We start from the raw sequence: 18499 nt of genomic DNA, 5'->3' as shown, positions 1-18499 counted from the left end.
CCCTATGAGTAATACAGCATACATGATTGGAATTGATATGGGAACAACAAGCACCAAGGCAGTCCTGTTCGAGGAAAACGGCAAGATCGTCTCCTCCGGCAGCCAAGGTTATCCGCTGCATACGCCAAACGCTATAATTGCCGAGCAGGATCCCGAGCTTATTTTCCAAGCCGTAATCTCTTCGGTGAAGCAAGCGATGAACACAGCACAAGTACAAGCTGATGACGTGCTCTTCCTGTCCTTCAGTTCGGCGATGCACAGCCTTATCGCTGTCGATGCAAACGGTAATCCGCTGACACCATGCATTACGTGGGCAGACAATCGAAGCACCAAATATGCTGCTCGGCTAAAGCAGGATCCGAAGGGACATGCCTTGTACCTGCGTACAGGTACTCCGATTCATCCAATGTCCCCTCTGACGAAGCTGATGTGGATGCGTGATGAAGCCCCTGAGTTGCTGAACAAGGCTGCCAAGTTAATTTCCATCAAGGAATACGTGCTGTCCAAGCTATTCCATACGTATGTTGTTGATTACTCGATTGCTTCTGCTACGGGCATGATGAACTTACAGCAGCTGGCTTGGGATGAAGAAGCGCTTGAACTCGCAGGCATAACGTCAGACAAGCTCTCTTCACTCGTTCCAACCACGCACCAACTAACTGGGATGGACGAGAGATACGCACAGGAGATGGGTATCTTTCCAGAGACACCAGCAACCGTAGGTGCGAGTGACGGCGTTCTATCCAATCTGGGAGTAAATGCTATCGAACCTGGCGTCGTGGCGGCAACGATCGGAACGAGCGGAGCGATCCGCACGGTTGTCGACCAACCGCTTACCGATCCAAAGGGCAGAATATTCTGCTATGCACTGACTGACAAGCATTGGGTCATTGGCGGCCCCGTGAACAACGGCGGTATGCTGTTCCGCTGGGTACGCGATGAGCTCGCGGCTTCCGAGGTCGAAGCTGCAAAGCGCCTTGGCATTGATGCCTATGATTTGCTTACAAGAATCGCTGAACAAGTGCGGCCCGGTGCGGATGGGCTTCTGTTCCATCCTTACTTGACAGGTGAGCGCGCTCCACTCTGGAATGCGAACGCGCGAGGTTCCTTCTTTGGCTTAACGATGCACCACAAGAAGGAGCATATGATCCGCGCCGTACTGGAGGGCGTTATCTTTAATATGTACACCGTATTGCTTGCCATGGAAGAACAGATGGGACGACCAAGCAAAATTCATGCGACAGGCGGCTTCGCCCGCTCACCGCTTTGGCGGCAAATGATGGCCGACATCTTCGACCAGGAGGTCGTTGTGCCTGAAAGTGTTGAAAGCTCTTGTCTCGGGGCAGTCGTGCTCGGTCTCTACGCTACTGGAAGAACCGACTCGCTTCAAATCGTAGCCGACATGGTAGGCTCCACACACAAGCACGAGCCAGATCCGGATCATGCTGCAACTTATCATGAGCTGCTGCCGATTTACATTTCCATCTTCCGCAAACTCGATGAGGAATATGAGGCGATTGCCCGTTTCCAGCAAAAGCAGTTTGAATCGTAAAACCCCAGAAATCTTTAAGCCCCTGACTATGCGAAATATACGCAGTTCAGGGGCTTTGTACGTTTAATGTTCATACAGTTATGCAACTTAGTTATTCAGCCTTTTTCAACACGATAACCGCGTTATGTCCGCCGAAGCCGAAGGAATTAGATAGACCCACCTTCAAGTTTGCTTTGCGTGCTTCATGAGGGACATAATCCAAATCACAATGCGGGTCTGGGTTCTCCAAATTAATCGTGGGTGGAATGACGCCATCCTGTAAGCTTTTTACGAGCGCAATCGCCTCCGTTCCCCCAGCAGCCCCCAGCATATGGCCCATTATCGACTTGTTTGCTGTAATCGGAATACGACTGGCATATTCGCCGAACATTTTTTTGATAGCCATCGTTTCGGCAAGATCGCCAACCTCCGTACTCGTTGCATGTGCGCTAATGATATCAACATCCTCGGCAGAAATTGATGCATCATGCAATGCCGTTCTCATTGCGAGATAAGCACCGCGTCCTTCAGGGTGTGTTGCAACAATATGGTATGCATCGGAACTTACCCCGTATCCGAGAACCTCTGCATAGATTCGCGCTTCTCTTCGCAAAGCGTGCGACAACGATTCCAAAATGAGCACGCCCGCACCCTCAGACATGACGAATCCATCCCGATCCGCATCAAAAGGACGGCTTGCCTTCGTCGGATCATCATTCCTTGTTGATAATGCCGTTGCATTACTGAAGCTGGCTAATGACAAGTCAGTAACCGCCGCTTCCGTTCCGCCTGCAAATACGATGTCCGCCCCTCCAGAGCGAATGAGGCGGAAGGCCTCGCCAATCGCTGTATTTCCGATCGCACAAGCAGACACATGGGACATCGTTGGTCCAAGCGCTCCCCATTTAATGCTGATCTGCGCTGAGGCAGCATTCGCCATCATGGCTGGCACCAAGGTCGGACTGACTCTGCCAGGTCCTCTGCTGCGCAGCACATCGACACTTTCAATCAAGGATTCAATTCCGCCAATGCCTGATCCCACATAGACGCCTAAACGCTCTGGATCAATCTCATCCAACACCAGCCCAGAATCCGCCCACGCCTGTTCTGCAGCCGCAAGTGCGAATTGAGTAAATCGATCCAACCGTCTTGCTTCTTTGCGCCCGAAAAGCTCATCTCCATCAAACTCACGAACAAGACCGGCAATTTTCGTCTTATGGCCGCTTACATCGAATGTATCTATAGTGGAAATCCCCGACTTCCCGGCAACTAAGTTCTGCCAAAACGTTTCTACATCATTTCCTACTGGGGAGATCACCCCTAATCCTGTAATGACTACGGGCTCCATCTATACCCCTCCTTTAGTAATGTAATCGTATAAGCCTATGTCTCTACTGTCTTCTTGTAAATGTGTATCTGCTCAACATTTTCAAGAACCATCTCATGGATCATGCCACTCAACGGTTTACGATATTGTCACACAGGTATTATCCTATTACAAGTTGTTGGTTATACTAGTATAATTAGTACCTGAATCTACTCTGTATCCTAAATCAACTACGGCGTTAAGACGTTAGCAGTGAGCGAATTAGAATGCGATCCACTGTATCTCAATTGTATCTATCGTTGACAGCATCAGGAATCTATTTCTATAATAAAGGAAACAAACGTTCGCAATTCATGGACAGAGAGGTTAATGTCATGACTACCTTCAAAGCAGCTCTAGCCCAAGCTTATGATCAGGATGCTCAGCGAAGATCCAGCAAGTCGTTACGTTCTTGGAAAATAAATGAGCGAGGGCAGCATGTTGTCATCTTGTAAAACACGAGAGGAAATCGCGGCTGATTGAGTCGATAATTCTACATAAGCGAAACAAATGTACTACTAGCTTGTATTAGGAGGATAGCCATGTCAAATCAAACTAGATTGGAAGCCCTGTCTACCTTCCTCAAATCCAAGCGCTCGATCATACAACCTCAATCAGTTGGATTGCCGGCTGGTATCAGGCGCCGAACACCCGGCCTGCGCAGAGAAGAGGTAGCCCAATTGGCGGGAGTCAGCACGACTTGGTATACCTGGCTGGAGCAAGGGCGAGATATTACGGTATCACCATCTGTACTGGATGCTATAGCATCCGCCCTACAATTGAATCAGGATGAGCGCAAATATTTGTATGATCTAGCACTAGAGAAACATATGAACACCCCGCAGCAAGAATTTAGCATCACGAAGATACCACCGTCGCTTGGGAAAATATTGAGCGAGCTGACATATTGCCCAACGATTATTACGGATCGGCACTTCCATATTGTCGGTTGGAATGCCGCCGCGGCCTACGTATTTCTCGATTTCGAACAGCTTCCATTAGAGCAGCGCAACTTAATCCGGCTCGTCTTCACCAGAAAAGAGCTGCGCTCGTTAGCTGTCAATTGGGAGCACTTTGTTAAAGGCTTCTTAGCTATGTTCCGAGCTTACTACGGTCAGTATGTAGGAGACGAATGGTATACGAATTTCGTGGAGCAAATGTCCAAGCTTCATCCCGAATTCCATGCATTGTGGGAAGCGAGCCCAGTCAGCATCGCCCCTGATGTTACCATCGAATTCCGGCATGCGAAAGCTGGCAAGATGCTGTTCAACCTTACTTCACTGCTCTTGCAGGGGAACATGGACTTGCGCTGCAGCGTATTTACCCCGATTGAGCATTCGTCTACCGAGGAAAAGCTGATCCGATTTATGAGAAAAGATGAACTACAGCATGAGTAGCGACCAAGATACAATAGACACAAGAGCAACACCCAACAAGCTCGATGAACAATAAAGGATAAAGACCAAAGACCCTAGGCAGAAGTCCTTTGCTTAGGGTCTTACATGACCTAACTAAGGGGTCAAGCTTTCCATCCCATAAAAGCTTACAACAGTCCGCTCCCTTGGATGATGACCTCCGTGGGCAGCAAAGTCGCTTCATAAATAGATACATGGTTCCTCTTCAAGAAGGACTGAACAACGTGATAGCCAACCGCATATCCGGCACCCGCAGGCAATCCGACCGTTGGATAACCTTCACGCACAGCCGCTTCATCACCGAACATATAGCTGCTCACCTCGGCAAACCCCTTCGTATCCAATGCTCCACGGATAACCTCAAAACAATTATCCAACTCCTCGCCCTGTATATTTGTGACCCATGGACCGAGCAGTTCCTCTCCATACATCACAGTTGCGAAGGAATCTGCCAAGCCTTCAATGATCATATAGTCGCTCACCGTTACATCTCCATGGTTCCAATCGAAATAGGAGAAGCGGATGTTATGATGGAACTCATGAGCGATTAGCGCCGGAAGTCGCGGAATATTGTAGCTGTTTGGATCCAGGATAATGAGAACATATCCCGGAATTCCGCCAAATCCGGTATAGCCCTGCTGGCTGCTAAGCTTGTCAGGATCAGCAATGTACGCGCCGAGTCTCACTTCCTCTGCCCTTACTGCCAGCCCCGCCGAGTCTATGCGGTGGATACATTCCAACAAGGTCTCCTTCGCAAGCTCCAGAATGCAAATTTCCTCCAGACACTTCCTTGCCTTCTCGATCCCATCCTGATGCTGAAGCGAAAGGAAGCCCATCATTTGAGTAGCCATTACCACATCATAGCCGTTCGGCTGCTTCGCTGTTATGGGTACATGAATGGTCTCCCACATCGACTGAAATGGCTTCATCATCGTATGCCTGAAATAGTCATCTCTCTTCTCTGGCGGCATCGCTGCCAATGCTTCGTACTGACTTAACGTGTCTTCGACGTGAATATTCATAAGGTTTCACCTGCAGCTCTTCATGGTATACTCCTTCCCGATAGGGCGGAATACCATCAGGCTACACCATCACGTTACGTAAGAGTCAATCGTTCAACTCGTAACAAAGGTAAACAAAAATCGTGAACTCTATTATTCAATCGTACCTGTTCGGACAATGTTCACCTCGACTTGAGGTTGAATGCTGGCCTCTGGGAACATCTTCTTCCACTTTTCAGATGTCAGTTCGGAGTGCCTTACTGAGCTGCGGTATACCTCGCCGAAGCCAATTGCATCTGATCCGATGCGCTGGAGCTTTTTAATGAGCCTGTCTGTTTCCTTTGTTAATGTCTCCCCTATTTTCTGTTGAAGCAGCTTACTGGCCTGTGGTTGGCTGAAATCATATTCATCGGTAATTTCCTGCAGCTCCACATTGATGCGTAGATTGGCTTGGAATTTCAGTGGAGATGTCGAAAGGAGACGGATATGTTCCTTACTTCCAAGGGTCGAGATGACCACCCGTACATAACCATCTGCCTTTCGATTTTCATGTAAATAAGGACGAAGCTCCTCACGATCGATTTTTAGCTCTTTCAAAGTAGCCATTTTCCCAAGAAGCAGCTTAAGCAAATAACTCTCTCCCGCTCCGATCGTTCCGGCCACCCTATCTCCTTGAAACAAGGCCAGACTATAAATTTCAACTCCATTAGACAGCTTGCGTAGCATTGGTAGCACCGGATCTCTACCGGCGCTATAGAAGGCGCTCCGATAATCATGAACTGTACAAGAAGGCACCCAATCATCTTGAATATGCTGCTGCAGCATTTCATACAAATACGTTCCGATATTCGGAATTTGCTCGTAATTATGATTCAGCAATTCATGCGACGGCCCTTCACTTATGGACAGAAAAATCATATCTCCGAAGAACGGATCCCGAGTCAAGTTCTCAACGACATCTGTTATTCCTTGTTTGCCCAGCTTATCATCAAAGACAACGACGCGAACCTGCCCATTTACAAGCGTATGGGACAATTGGCGATTATTGTTGATCCGAGCCCCCTTGCTGCTGCTCGCGATACAAGACACAATCTTGGTCTTCTTCTTTGCCTCAGGCTCAGGATTTGTAAGAACTGAAGTAACTGTCAACTTGCCTTCGGGCAATGCATCGTACCCGATCGCCACACTTAGCCCCAGTTTCTCCAGTACGCTAGTCTGTACGCAGCTAGTAAGAAGCACTAGCATGGAAAGCACACACACCGCCTTGAACAAGCGTTTGAACAACAACCTCATTGAGCATCACTCCCCTTCCCACGTTTGCGCCACTGAACCACATACGTCAATACGTACAAGAGTAGAGGATAACAATACGAAACAATAACGGAGTACACTCCGATATAATCGTTCAGCTGATTTACTTGACCCCGATTATGCAGGAAGCTGGATACCACCATGACAATGGCGGCCAATCCATACAACGTCAGCTTCTCATTCCAGCCGAACAGCTGTACAGTGCCCCGCAGTATATTCCAAGCCAGTTGCATAATGCCAGGCAGCACAACTAACATCCAGAAGGGAATGGCGATGAACTCAATCCGCTCCAAGAAAGGATACTTGATAATTTTCAATAGATTGATGGAACCCCAGATCGTGCGAAGCATCTGATTCTCACTGAAGTAGACGATCGATACGATCATAATAAACAAGTACAGAATGTTGGTGAAAAGCACGCTCGCTTGAGCGTAGCGCATCACCTTATCCTTATCCTTCACATGACGGTACAGCATAAAAATAACTTCGAACCCCGTAATCGTAAAACCCATCTTAATAGCCCCTACGAAAATATGCTGAGCATTCGTATCATAAATCGGCAATATCCGGCTCCACTCCACATATCGGATTGGATAATTGAACAAGAGGGAGGTAGCGATAATCAAGAAAAAGCTGATAAAGCAAGTCTGCAAAATGACCCGAATCCCACCCAAACTGCCATACACCATAAGTACAACCAATATGAGCGAGAGCAGCCATGTCGGAAAATCTGGGAAAATCCACGACTGAATGGCTTCAATATACGTCCTGACAATTGTCGTCATATTCGTGAGAAAATAGAGCATCATGCAAATACTCAACACTCCACCAGCCCACTTGCCGAACAGCACTTGCTGGATGCCGTACAGGTCGAGTGTTTGATGCATATCCAAGGTTTTCACCATAATCCAAATAATGAAGTGGGTGGCGATCCCTGCAAGCAGAACAGACATCCAAGCATCATGTCCCGCCTCCTTATATATGTACCGTTGAAATCCGAATAACCCTACACCAATCTGCACGTTGCATACGAGGAACAGCAGCATGTAGGCCTTGAATTGATATTTATGGGGTGTCCCGCTATTCATCTTATCACCTACAAATGACTAATCATCGATTTTCCCCGTCCACAGCGAACGGATGGAGATGGATCGGATATATTTACGAAGCTTGTGCCCAGTTGAAGTCAAGCCACCCGGTTCAGGAAGCAGTACCTCATCATAGGCTAAGTCAGAATGCTTAATAGGGTGAACTGGTGAGAAATAAGGTCTTCCTAAGCTCGTCTGACGAATCAGGTGCATCATGACTAAAGCTGTTACAAAGACAATGCCGATGCTGCCCCAGAAGCCTGCAAAGAGAACCATCGGGTACCGGACAAGCCGTAAGCTGCTGCTCATCAAATAATCTGGAGTTGCAAAAGAACCAAGAGCCGCAAGGGCTACCAGCATAATGAGTATATTGCTCGTAAATCCGGCTTGAACCGCGGCTTGCCCAATGACGATACCGCCAACAATGCCCATCGTCTGTCCAACCTTAGTCGGCAGCCGGGCGCCGGCTTCCCGCAGCAGCTCCATCGTCACTTCCAGGATCAACGTTTCAAATAAAGGTGGGAACGGGACTCTAGAGCGTGATTCAATCAAGGATACGAGCAAGGAGGAAGGAATCATTTCATAATGAAAAGTGAGTGCGGCAACATAGGCTGGAGTCAAAAATACAGAAAGAATTAACGCAACCATTCGCAGCGCGCGAATAAATGTCCCGATTCCCCATCCTAAATAGCGATCTTCCATCGACAAGAAGAAGTCAATGAATTCGCTCGGACCTACGATCACAAGCGGACTTCCGTCCAACAAAATGATGATTTTGCCTTCAAGCAGAGAATGGCTCGTCAAATCAATACGTTCCGTCAGCATCAATTGCGGAAAGACACTCAAATCATTATCTTGGATCATGTGCAAAAGCTCAGAGCTGCCCGTCACATCATTGAGGCGAAGCCGCTTAATGCGTTGACGTACCAGTTCAAGCCGCTCCTGGCTAACTCGATCTGCCATGAACATGAGATTGACCGTCAAATTGCGCTTGTTGCCAATTTTAAATTCCTCGCTGCACAGATCCGTATCCGGAATCGAATTCCTCAGCAAAGTTGTATTCGTTTCGATTGACTCTGTAAAGGCAAGCATTGGGCCTAATATGGTCGTCTCATTCTCTGGTGAGGTAAGAGAACGCTTAGGCAGGTTTGCTACATTAGCTGCAATTCCAGCCTGGGGCGTCGCGATATAAACCCATCCCTTCACGATCAAGGGAATGCAATCCAGAACGGAAGTTATATCTATAAGCTCTCCAACGGGAAGCAAACTGTTCAATTCCTCGCGAGATGGCGTCTCATCAAGCTTCTGCAAAGGATTAATAATGGAGGTATGAAGCTGCTGCAAGTCGACATGATCAGGCATATAGCATAGAGCAACACTAGGCAAAATACTTCTTACCACAAGATTGACGCGATGATGAAATTGTGCCGATATTTGTTCCTTCAGGGAAGCTGCAAAATCGAAGTCCGCCATGAATCAACCCTCCTGTAATCACATTGATGAAAGTGGCAAACATGCTGGATGATCAGACAAATTATTCCCTGCTGGAAGCAAAATCATGCGATTATTGGCAGCCAATAAAAAAACCGATACCTCAGATAGGTACCGGTTCAAGCACTGTATAATCTAGTTGTCAAAATAGATATTAAAATTTAAATTTCGTCAATGACTCCTGCAATCCCATTGCCATGCGCTTGAATTCCTCGGCCGAGCTTGCCAGCTCTTCCATAACCGCATTCTGCTCTTCAGTAGCAGCAGCAATCGATTGCACACTTGAAGCGGATTCCTCCGAAATGGCCACAACTCCCTGAACACGCTCAAGCATGTCTTGAGAGCTAATATTGACCTCCTGGACGATTGCCTCGACCATGCTGGCTAGATTGGATATTTCCTGCATCATCGCCACAATGGCATGGAAGACATCGCCCGTCTCATTTACACTTTGAATGGCAGATTGGACGAAATGATTGCTCTTATCCATTGTCTCGGCTGCATTTCCCGTTTCGGATTGAACTTCTCCAATAATCTGCTGAATTTCAAGAGCGGCCTGATTCGATTGATCAGCCAGCTTGCGAACTTCATCCGCTACAACCGCAAAGCCTCTGCCATGCTCCCCTGCCCGGGCTGCTTCAATCGCAGCATTCAATGCAAGCAGATTTGTTTGCCCCGCAATATCAGTAATAATCGTTAGAATTTCGCCGACCTTATCAGATTTTTGTTGCAAGCTGTTCATCATGCCCGTGCTTGCTTCCACATTATCAGACAGCTGCTTCATATGGCTGATCGTTTCATTGACGATGTCGTTGCCATGCACAACCTTATCATTGGCTTTCGTGAATTCGCCTGTAATCGTCTTCACAGTTTGATCCACTTCGCCGATTGCCATCGTCACATCCTCGATCATTTGACCGACCTCAGCAAGCTTCTTGGCCTGCTCGTCCACGCCCATTGATATATCTTGCAGCGAAATTGTAATCTGCTCCGATGATTTGCTCGTTTCCTGCGAGCTGATTGCAAAGTCATTCGAGGTCGTATTAATGTTCTCACTTGTATCGACAACATGATCGACCAATCCCTTCAGATTGACTCTCATGCTTGTAAAGCTGCGCGCTACATTGCCCCAAATGTCTTTGCGTTGTTCCGTCATTCCTACTTGATGCGAAAAGTCACCCGAGCCTATATGTTCAACAGCACGTGATACCTTATGTATCGGCTTAATAAACAGGCGATCCACCAGTACCCAAGTTACGCCACAGATGACGAGCAAGGAACTAATAATCACCGCCAACATGAGCCAATTATAAGAGGCAAGACTATTGTCAAAATCATCATAATTCGAAACAGCGACTACCGTATAGTCCCCTGCTTTTGCCGCATATGCATATCCGCCGAGTCCATCGCTTAGCTTGACTTCATTCTGCTCGCCTGTGATGAGCGGCTGCAGGCTGCCCTCTGTTTCCTTAGTCAGACCCTTTCCAGAACGGGCTATTACCTTACCATTCTTAACAAGCAAGGAAGAGCTGTTCTCCTTATAAGCGATCAAATTCAATACCGCCTTCGGATCATCCTTGCCCTGCTGAATGACGAGCTTTCCAATTTGCCGAACGGCTGTATGGGTATCTTCGACCATGATGTCGTTCACGACATTTTTAATAAAGCTTGCATTCACCATGCTGGTCGCCACAATGACAAGCAGAGTAATAAGACTGATAGGCAATAATATCCGCGCTAACAGTGATTGAAAACAGCGATTCCATAACGCACGTATTCGTTCGTTCATAGATTGAGATTTCATTCCTGTCACACCTTTTATGTAATAGGGTATTCTTATATACTACGCGTAGTTGGTCATTGCACTTGCTCTAGTTACTCGTTACAAAAAGACCTGCCCGTCCGAAAACGGGCAGGTCATCCCTTTATTGTCCTTGCTTATGAAGAATAAAGAATAAAGACGATATTACAAGCTATCCAAATAGCGATCTGCTTCTTCGTAGCTTTGTGCTACGCCATAAGCGCCGCCAAGATCTTTAACCAAGCGGGACAATTGCAGCTTCGTCAATGCAGAGCTTACGATCATGGAAGATCCTTTTGTTTTTTTGGTAGCCATGTAATCGCGCAAACCTGACAAATAGTCATTAACGTCAGCTGGTGCTGGTTGTGCCTTTGCCATGTCGATGCAGAACGTATAGCCTTCTTTCGCTTTATCCACTTCTTTGCGAACAGCCATATCGTACTCTTTCGCTTCCTCAATTGTCATCATGCCTTCAAGCTTCACATACACACGGTTTTTAACTGCATCAAATTTTGTTTCGAACATAGTAAATCTCCTCCTAGATGTAAATGATTCATAGTATGTTGTTCAAACCATTGCTCAACTGCTCATACTGAATATTACTCAATATGTCGCCTCATGCCAATGCTTATTGCTATTTTTCCTGTTACATAAAATCAAATTATCTGCTTGCCGACTATCCGCAACCAGACTCTTCCAGCTATGATCGATGTTCATCCCCCCTGCACAGAATATCCCCAGAACGATTCTCTACTTCGCGGAATGCGTCAGGAAGCCAACGTCGAATCCGTGTCTCAGCAAGCTTGTCACTTGCTCTGAACCCGGTATAGTCCAAGCAAAGCCTAATGCTCCCAATAAGGCTGTCGTCCGCTCTGCGGTATGCTCAAACGCTGTAAGTGCAGATCCCTCATCCATCCAGCCGTTATGGAGCATCACATTTTCCACGGCTTCAAGATCCTCGCCCTTTTCATATCGTTCGAACAAATAAGAGAGGAACTCGGCCATTGGCAGCTTCTCTACCTGAACATCTTCCCGCGCAGACAGCATGTCAGACATACTGATCCGGTGAGGGTTGTAGATATGGAATATGTCATTATGCAGTGCTGGTTTGTCATGCAGCGTAACAATGGCTCGGCTTACCTGATTTACGAAGGACAAGTCTGTATCTTGGCCTGAAGCCGGTACAGCGCCCAATTGAATGAAGGACTTGATCGTTTTATAGAACGCATTGTCCTGAATATTTTCTTGGAACTGGCCGCTAACCGAATGGCACACAATGTTCCCGACTCGATAAATATTCGTGCTTATCCCCTTCTGACGCGCCTGTTCAACTAGCTGCTCAGCTTGGAATTTCGTCTGTACATAATAATTGTCATGCACCTGACCGATATTCAAGTCATCCTCCGTAAAGAGAACATCTTCCCTGCCCTCGATCGTTCCCATGCCGACTGACATCGTGGAGACATGATGGAATGCCTTCTTCTTCCCTTGCACAGCTAATTCGAGCAAATGCTCTGTTGCAGTGACATTATTCAAAACGAACTCCGAATAGTGTCCATAATGCTTGACATTAGCCGCAGCGTGGATGATGCATTCGACTTCATTTGCCAGCTTAGCATATTGTTCTGGTGCAAGTCCGAGATGTTCATCACTCAAGTTGCCATTTACGATTTCGATCCGCTGCCCGTACGTTGCTGCCAGATCGTCGCCGAAGTAATAAGCCAGCTTCTCATTCAGTCTGTCGCGTGCTTGTTCAGGAGATGTGCCGCGCACAACCGCTACAACCGTGCTGGATGTATATTGCAGTAAATCACGAAGCAAATATGCACCCAAATATCCTGTAGCACCTGTAAGCAGAACCTTGGCATATGTCAACTGCTGCGCAATATCCCGCTTACTGTACGCTTCGTTGCGGCTCCGATATTGCTCCCATGCTTCTGTGTGAGTCTCATTTTCTGTTGCGGTTACAGCATCAGAATAGATCGCGCGAATGCGCTCCAGCTTATCCTTCATATGGTTCGGACGATACTTCATCCGCTGTGCCAATTGCCGGATAGTTGGATAAGCGAATACGTCACTCACATCGACTTCATACTCCTGCTTTAACTGTGCGACAAGCGTGATCGCCTTCAAGGAATGGCCGCCAAGCTCGAAGAAGTTGTCACATACGCCGACAGTTGCTATTCCCAAAAGCTCCTGCCACAGCTCAGCGAGCTTCATCTCCATTTCGCTCTCTGGGGCCACATAGCCTGCTCCTGTCCACTCCTGCTTCGCTGGTGCAGGAAGCTTCGAGCGGTCGATCTTGCCGTTCGTCGTAAGCGGCATTTGCTCAAGAAATGCATAATAGGTCGGTATCATATAATCCGGCAAATGCGAGTGCAAATGCTGTCGGATGTCGGCTGCTGTTACTGTACCTTCAGTTACGATGTAAGCACACAGTGCCTTTTGTCCTGGTGATTCCTCGATATCGGTCACAAGCGTTTCCTTCACGAGCTCATGCGTACGTATTTGCGCCTCAATCTCGCCAAGCTCCATGCGATAGCCGCGGATTTTAACTTGGTGGTCTTTGCGTCCTAGGAATTCAACCGTACCGTCTGGCAGCCAGCGTACAAGGTCACCGGTCTTATACAGCTTTTCGTCCGCCTTGAATGGACTGTCGATGAACTTCTCCATCGTCAAGTCCTCGCGATTCAAGTAGCCGCGCGCTACCCCGTCGCCGCCTACCCACAATTCGCCGGCAACGCCAATTGGCTGAAGCTTGCCATAGTTGTTCACGACGTATGCCGTCGAGTTTGCAATCGGTGCTCCGATTGGAATAGAACCATTCTGTTCAGCTTTAATCTGATGGCAGCAGGAGAAGGTTGTATTCTCCGTCGGTCCATAGCCGTTCACGATTTGAATCGGCGCACAATGATGGAGCACACGATAAATATGCTTCGGCGACAATACATCGCCGCCAACAAGCAGCGTACGAACAGGCTTGAACAGACGCTCATTCTTCTCCACAAGCTGCGTGAACAACGGTGAGGTCAGCCACATCATCGTGATGCCCTGCCGTACAATTGCCTGTTCCAATTGATCTGCATCCAAAATCGTTGGCTTGTCCACGAGCACGAGCTGAAGGCCGTTGAGCAGCGCTCCCCATATTTCGAATGTCGAGGCATCGAATACAAGAGAACCGGTCTGCAAAATACGATCATTCTCTTGGAACGACACGAAATTCGTGTTTTTCACAAGACGCACGACATTGCGATGGGTTACCATAACCCCCTTTGGCTTGCCAGTTGATCCGGATGTATACATTAAGTACACGAGGTGATCAGGTTCATTAACGATCTCGATATTGTCCTTTGGTTGAGCTGACAGTGCCGAATCTGTGAAGCCAATGCTTCTTAGTCCATCAGGCAATCTTTCTGCCAAGTGGTCGCTCGTCAATACAATGGCAACACGGCTGTCCTCCAGCATATATTGAATGCGTTCTTGCGGATAGTCAGGATCGATCGGCACGTAAGCCCCGCCCGCCTTCAAGATCGCAAGCACACCAATAATCATTTCTGGGGTACGCTCCGTGAATAGCCCTACAGGCTGCTCTGCCTTTGTCCCTTGCTCCCGCAAATAATGAGCTAATCGATTGGCTTCTGTGTTAAGCTCCGCATACGTAAACTCTCGTTCACCGGCAACAAGTGCAATACGATCAGGCGTCAAACGAACCTGCTCCTCGAACAAGCTGTGCACAGTTGCATGACGTGGATAGTCCGTTGTCGTGCCATTGAACGTATGAACAATTTCCTCGCGTTCCTGCTTAGTAAGCAGATCAAGCTCGCCAATAATGCTGTCCGGTTGCTGTGCAACCTGCATCGCAAGCTGCTCGAAGTGGCTCGCTAATCGCTCAATCGTGGTGCGTGCAAACAGCTTCGTGCAGTACTCAAAGTTACATGCGAGCTCCTCTTCCTGCTCAATCGCTTCCAGCGTCAAATCAAACTTCGACGTGCCGTTATGGTAAGGAAGCTGTGTAAAGCTTGCATCGCCTGCTTGCAGCGAAATGTTGCCCATATTCTGCATAACAAATACCGTATCGAACAGCGGGTTGCGGCTCAAGTCCCGCTTCAGCTGCAGCCGTTCTACTAGACTGTCGAGCGGATAATCCTGATGCTCATAGGCGAGCAGGAGCGTATCCTTCATCTCGTTCAAATATTGTGCAAAGACCTTGCCGCCCTCTGGATAACTGCGAATTGGCAGGGTGTTGACGAACATGCCCATCATTCGTTCAACATCTGTATGCGTCCGCGCGGCAACCGCACAGCCTACAATGACGTCTTCTTTGTCCACATATTTGGACAGAAGTACATTGTATACCGATAAGAGCACCATATAGAGCGTAGTGCCTTGACGAAGAGCAAGCTGCTTCAACCCTTCCACTGTCTCCGCGGACAACGCAATGCGTACCATGTCCCCTTCAAACGATTGCACCTGAGGACGCGGATAATCAGTTGGGAGATCAAGCAGTGGTATATCACCCTCTAGAACGCTCAACCAATAAGGCTCATGCTCTTGCTCATCTTGCACACGTGCAGACTGCCACTCTGCGTAATCCTTATATTGCAGCGTTATTGGCGCAAGCTGCTCACCCTCATACAGCGCCGCCAATTCTTCTGCAAAGACGCTGAGTGATGTCCCATCAAATACGATATGATGGATATCCAGCATCAGCACATAGTGTTCAGGCGCGAGCTTCGCAATAGCAGCTCGCAAAAGCGGTGCCTTATCCAGCTCAAATGGGCGAACGAATGCTTGCGCTAGTTCGCCGGCCGAACGGCCTTCCGCTTCCATGACCGGCACATCCAGTTCGATCGCTGCATGCACTTTCTGCACTACCTTATCCTGCTCCCAGTGGAACGAAGTCCGGAACGCTTCATGCCGTTGGACTAATTGATTCAATGCCTGCTTCAGCCGATCAGTGTCCAACTGGCCGTTCACTTCATACACAAGCGGGATGTTATAAGCCATGCCGACACCGCCTCGCTGTTGAAGAGCGAACATCCGCGTCTGTGCTGGAGCGAGACAATAGTGCGACTTCATTTCAACAGGCGCAATCGACTCAAATTGAGCTTCCGCTCCTCCATCAATCTGTGCAGCAAGCTTGCCGACAAATGGATTAGAGAACAAATCCTTAAAGGATAACGAGACATGGAATTCAGCCGAAATACGTGCCTGCAGCTGCCCCAGCTTCAAGGAGTGTCCGCCTATTTCAAAGAAATGATCCTCCGTACCGACTGGGGATATTCCGAGCAATTCCTCCCAAATCTTCGCCAGCTTCTTCTCAGTCGCCGTTGTCGGCGCTTGATAGTTAGCGGACATGCGCTCCTGCTTCTCAGGCTGAGGCAGCTTGGCCCGATCGATCTTCCCGTTGATCGTCAGCGGCATCCGCTCCAAGAACATGAAGTAAGCTGGCACCATGAATTCCGGCAAATGCTGGGCTAAATACTCGCGCATTATAGCGGCTGTCATATCTTCATCTGCGACAATATAAGCACATAGCGCCTTCTGACCAGGCGCTTCCTCGAAGGCAACAACCAATGCTTCCGTTACCTGTTCATGCGTATGAATTTGCGCTTCAATCTCGCCAAGCTCCATGCGATAGCCACGAATTTTTACCTGATGATCCTTGCGTCCCACGAATTCCAGGTTTCCGTCTGGCAACATGCGAACAAGGTCACCCGTCTTGTAGATGCGCTCACCAGTCACAAATGGACTATCGATGAACTTATCGCGCGTCATTTCTTCCTTGTTCAGATAGCCGCGTGCTACACCTTCACCACCAACCCACAGCTCTCCTACAGCTCCAATCGGCTGCAGCATGCCATAATTATTTACGACATAGGCAGTTGAGTTCGTGATCGGTGTACCGATTGGGATCGTGCCCTCTCCTTCCTCCTTCATCAGATAGGAAGTCGAGAAGGTGGTGTTTTCCGTAGGCCCATAGATATTCGAGATGTCGATCGGTGCACACTCCTTGGCTGCACGATAGAAATGCTTCGGCGACATCAGCTCTCCACCTACGAGTAATTGACGCAAAGGCGCAAAAATGCGTGGATTGCGATCCACCAATTGAATGAAAAGCGCTGTTGTTAAGAACATGGTCGTTACACCGTGGCGAACGAGTGCTTGCTCTAATTGTTCTGCATCTAATATGACTGTCTTGTCTATGAGAACCAGACCTAAGCCGTTCAGCAACGAGCCCCATATTTCAAATGTTGAGGCGTCAAACACCAATGACCCCGTTTGCAAAATTCGATCGCCTTCGTTAAACTTCACAAAATTCGTTCGCTTAACTAGGCGAACGACATTGCGATGGGTAACCATAACGCCCTTAGGCCGTCCTGTCGATCCAGATGTATAAATAATATAAATAAGATCTTCCGGCTGATTGATAGATGCCAAATTATCTCCTGACTCATCAGCAAGTGTCGGGTCATCAATATAGATAAGCTCCATGTTAGCAGGCAAATCCGCCTGTGATGAACGGCTTAACAGCACATGCTTCGTGCGGCTGTCTTCCAAAACGTACTGAATGCGATCTTGAGGATGATCCGGATCAATAGGTACATAAGCTCCCCCTGCCTTGAGGATAGCCAATATCCCTATAACCATCTCCGCACTTCGTTCTGCCATAATCCCGACGGAATGCTCACGGCCAATGCCCCGACTCTGCAATCTGCGCGCTAATTGGTTCGCACGCACATTCAGCTCACGATATGTCAGGTCACGGCCATCTTCCTTTACAGCTACCCGGTCAGGATGAAGCTGCGCCTGCTCCTCGAACAGTGCCGGAACTGTAAATGTATGCGGGTAATCTACCCGAGTCTGATTCATTCCTTCGATCAACTGGTGCTTGTCCTGCTCCGTTAACATCTCCAGTTCGCCAATGCGCTTCTGAGGGTGCTTAACCATTTCCTGCAACAGTTGCAGGAAATACTCCGCCAGCTTCTCCACCGTCGATAATTGGAAATGATTTTCCTTATAGTACATGGTAAACAGCAGTGTCGAACCAACTCCATCAACAGATTGGATGCAGCAATGCAAACCGCATTCCTGTGTCCCCTCCGGAAGCATCGGTTGAGCATCTGCTCCGTACCAGCAGTATGTTGCTACATCGCTGTCTATTCCTATTTCAGAGCAAGTCAGGTTACGCCCTTCTGTGCAAGCCAACAAACTGTTATGAATGTTCATAATTCCTTGCATGGTCACGTCATCCTGGCTGACTACGGTATGATTGCCATTGCCATTACTCGATTGAACGGCATGAAGAGTTACTTGCTGTGAGTTGTAGAAACGAGACAACAGCGTTGCCCACGCTCCGCATATGACGGATTCCAACTTGACCGAATGCTCGGTCGAATGATCCTTCAGAAGACGCAACGTCTCCTCAGGCAGCTCAATAGAATGTGCGTCATAGCCTGTCAATCGTTCTACTGTCAATTCCATGAAAGCCAAT

General features: G+C 48.2%; 10 protein-coding genes. 2 read left to right on the top strand and 8 right to left on the bottom strand.

Going from position 1 to position 18499, the window contains the following annotated elements:
* The first annotated feature begins 4 nt into the window (after positions 1-4).
* Positions 5-1552 (top strand): gluconokinase, encoded by a 1548-nt coding sequence (gene gntK / locus ACQ5BJ_RS12580; RefSeq protein WP_430110791.1) that lies wholly within the window; start codon positions 5-7, stop codon positions 1550-1552.
* 91 nt (positions 1553-1643) lie between these two features.
* On the opposite strand, the gene fabF is transcribed toward gntK, so the two are convergent.
* Positions 1644-2879: a beta-ketoacyl-ACP synthase II gene (gene fabF / locus ACQ5BJ_RS12575; protein ID WP_367667119.1), complete on the bottom strand. Its 1236-nt coding sequence runs from the start codon at positions 2877-2879 to the stop codon at positions 1644-1646.
* A gap of 560 nt (positions 2880-3439) precedes the next feature.
* Here fabF and ACQ5BJ_RS12570 point away from each other — a divergent pair.
* On the top strand, positions 3440-4294 hold the full coding sequence (locus tag ACQ5BJ_RS12570) for a helix-turn-helix transcriptional regulator (protein ID WP_289356511.1): 855 nt from the start codon (positions 3440-3442) through the stop codon (positions 4292-4294).
* 146 nt (positions 4295-4440) lie between these two features.
* On the opposite strand, the gene ACQ5BJ_RS12565 is transcribed toward ACQ5BJ_RS12570, so the two are convergent.
* The 7 genes from ACQ5BJ_RS12565 to ACQ5BJ_RS12535 all read right to left on the bottom strand — a co-directional run bounded on the left by ACQ5BJ_RS12565 (position 4441) and on the right by ACQ5BJ_RS12535 (position 18489).
* Entirely contained in the window at positions 4441-5334 is an 894-nt protein-coding gene (locus tag ACQ5BJ_RS12565) for a DUF2268 domain-containing protein (RefSeq protein WP_289356512.1), read from the bottom strand.
* 132 nt (positions 5335-5466) lie between these two features.
* On the bottom strand, positions 5467-6606 hold the full coding sequence (locus ACQ5BJ_RS12560) for a Ger(x)C family spore germination protein (RefSeq protein WP_289356513.1): 1140 nt from the start codon (positions 6604-6606) through the stop codon (positions 5467-5469).
* A complete protein-coding gene (locus ACQ5BJ_RS12555; RefSeq protein ID WP_289356514.1) occupies positions 6603-7712 on the bottom strand; it encodes a GerAB/ArcD/ProY family transporter in 1110 nt (369 codons plus the stop codon). The genes ACQ5BJ_RS12560 and ACQ5BJ_RS12555 overlap by 4 nt, the downstream gene beginning before the upstream one ends.
* Before the next feature lie 18 nt (positions 7713-7730).
* Positions 7731-9185 (bottom strand): spore germination protein, encoded by a 1455-nt coding sequence (locus ACQ5BJ_RS12550; RefSeq protein WP_289356515.1) that lies wholly within the window; start codon positions 9183-9185, stop codon positions 7731-7733.
* Positions 9186-9357: 172 nt separating this feature from the next.
* A complete protein-coding gene (locus tag ACQ5BJ_RS12545) occupies positions 9358-11007 on the bottom strand; it encodes a methyl-accepting chemotaxis protein (protein ID WP_289356516.1) in 1650 nt (549 codons plus the stop codon).
* A 162-nt stretch (positions 11008-11169) separates the two neighbouring features.
* The gene (locus ACQ5BJ_RS12540; RefSeq protein WP_163975330.1) at positions 11170-11529 is read right to left on the bottom strand and encodes a protein kinase; all 360 of its coding nucleotides are present in this window, start codon (positions 11527-11529) and stop codon (positions 11170-11172) included.
* A gap of 225 nt (positions 11530-11754) precedes the next feature.
* The gene (locus tag ACQ5BJ_RS12535) at positions 11755-18489 is read right to left on the bottom strand and encodes an amino acid adenylation domain-containing protein (protein WP_430111055.1); all 6735 of its coding nucleotides are present in this window, start codon (positions 18487-18489) and stop codon (positions 11755-11757) included.
* Positions 18490-18499: the final 10 nt, after the last annotated feature.

It is taken from the genome of Paenibacillus sp. B1-35, assembly GCF_050474385.1.
Lineage (GTDB): Bacteria > Bacillota > Bacilli > Paenibacillales > Paenibacillaceae > Paenibacillus_B > Paenibacillus_B alvei.
The sequence above is the reverse complement of the archived record's forward strand: the minus strand, read 5'-3'. Positions and strand labels throughout refer to the sequence as shown.

Bases quoted from the DNA above. Each gene is read 5' to 3' on its own strand.
- gntK (WP_430110791.1), top strand. From the start codon at position 5: ATGAGTAATACAGCATACATGATTGGAATTGATATGGGAACAACAAGC.
- fabF (WP_367667119.1), bottom strand. From the start codon at position 2,879: ATGGAGCCCGTAGTCATTACAGGATTAGGGGTGATCTCCCCAGTAGGA.
- ACQ5BJ_RS12570 (WP_289356511.1), top strand. From the start codon at position 3,440: ATGTCAAATCAAACTAGATTGGAAGCCCTGTCTACCTTCCTCAAATCC.
- ACQ5BJ_RS12565 (WP_289356512.1), bottom strand. From the start codon at position 5,334: ATGAATATTCACGTCGAAGACACGTTAAGTCAGTACGAAGCATTGGCA.
- ACQ5BJ_RS12560 (WP_289356513.1), bottom strand. From the start codon at position 6,606: ATGAGGTTGTTGTTCAAACGCTTGTTCAAGGCGGTGTGTGTGCTTTCC.
- ACQ5BJ_RS12555 (WP_289356514.1), bottom strand. From the start codon at position 7,712: ATGAATAGCGGGACACCCCATAAATATCAATTCAAGGCCTACATGCTG.
- ACQ5BJ_RS12550 (WP_289356515.1), bottom strand. From the start codon at position 9,185: ATGGCGGACTTCGATTTTGCAGCTTCCCTGAAGGAACAAATATCGGCA.
- ACQ5BJ_RS12545 (WP_289356516.1), bottom strand. From the start codon at position 11,007: ATGAAATCTCAATCTATGAACGAACGAATACGTGCGTTATGGAATCGC.
- ACQ5BJ_RS12540 (WP_163975330.1), bottom strand. From the start codon at position 11,529: ATGTTCGAAACAAAATTTGATGCAGTTAAAAACCGTGTGTATGTGAAG.
- ACQ5BJ_RS12535 (WP_430111055.1), bottom strand. From the start codon at position 18,489: ATGGAATTGACAGTAGAACGATTGACAGGCTATGACGCACATTCTATT.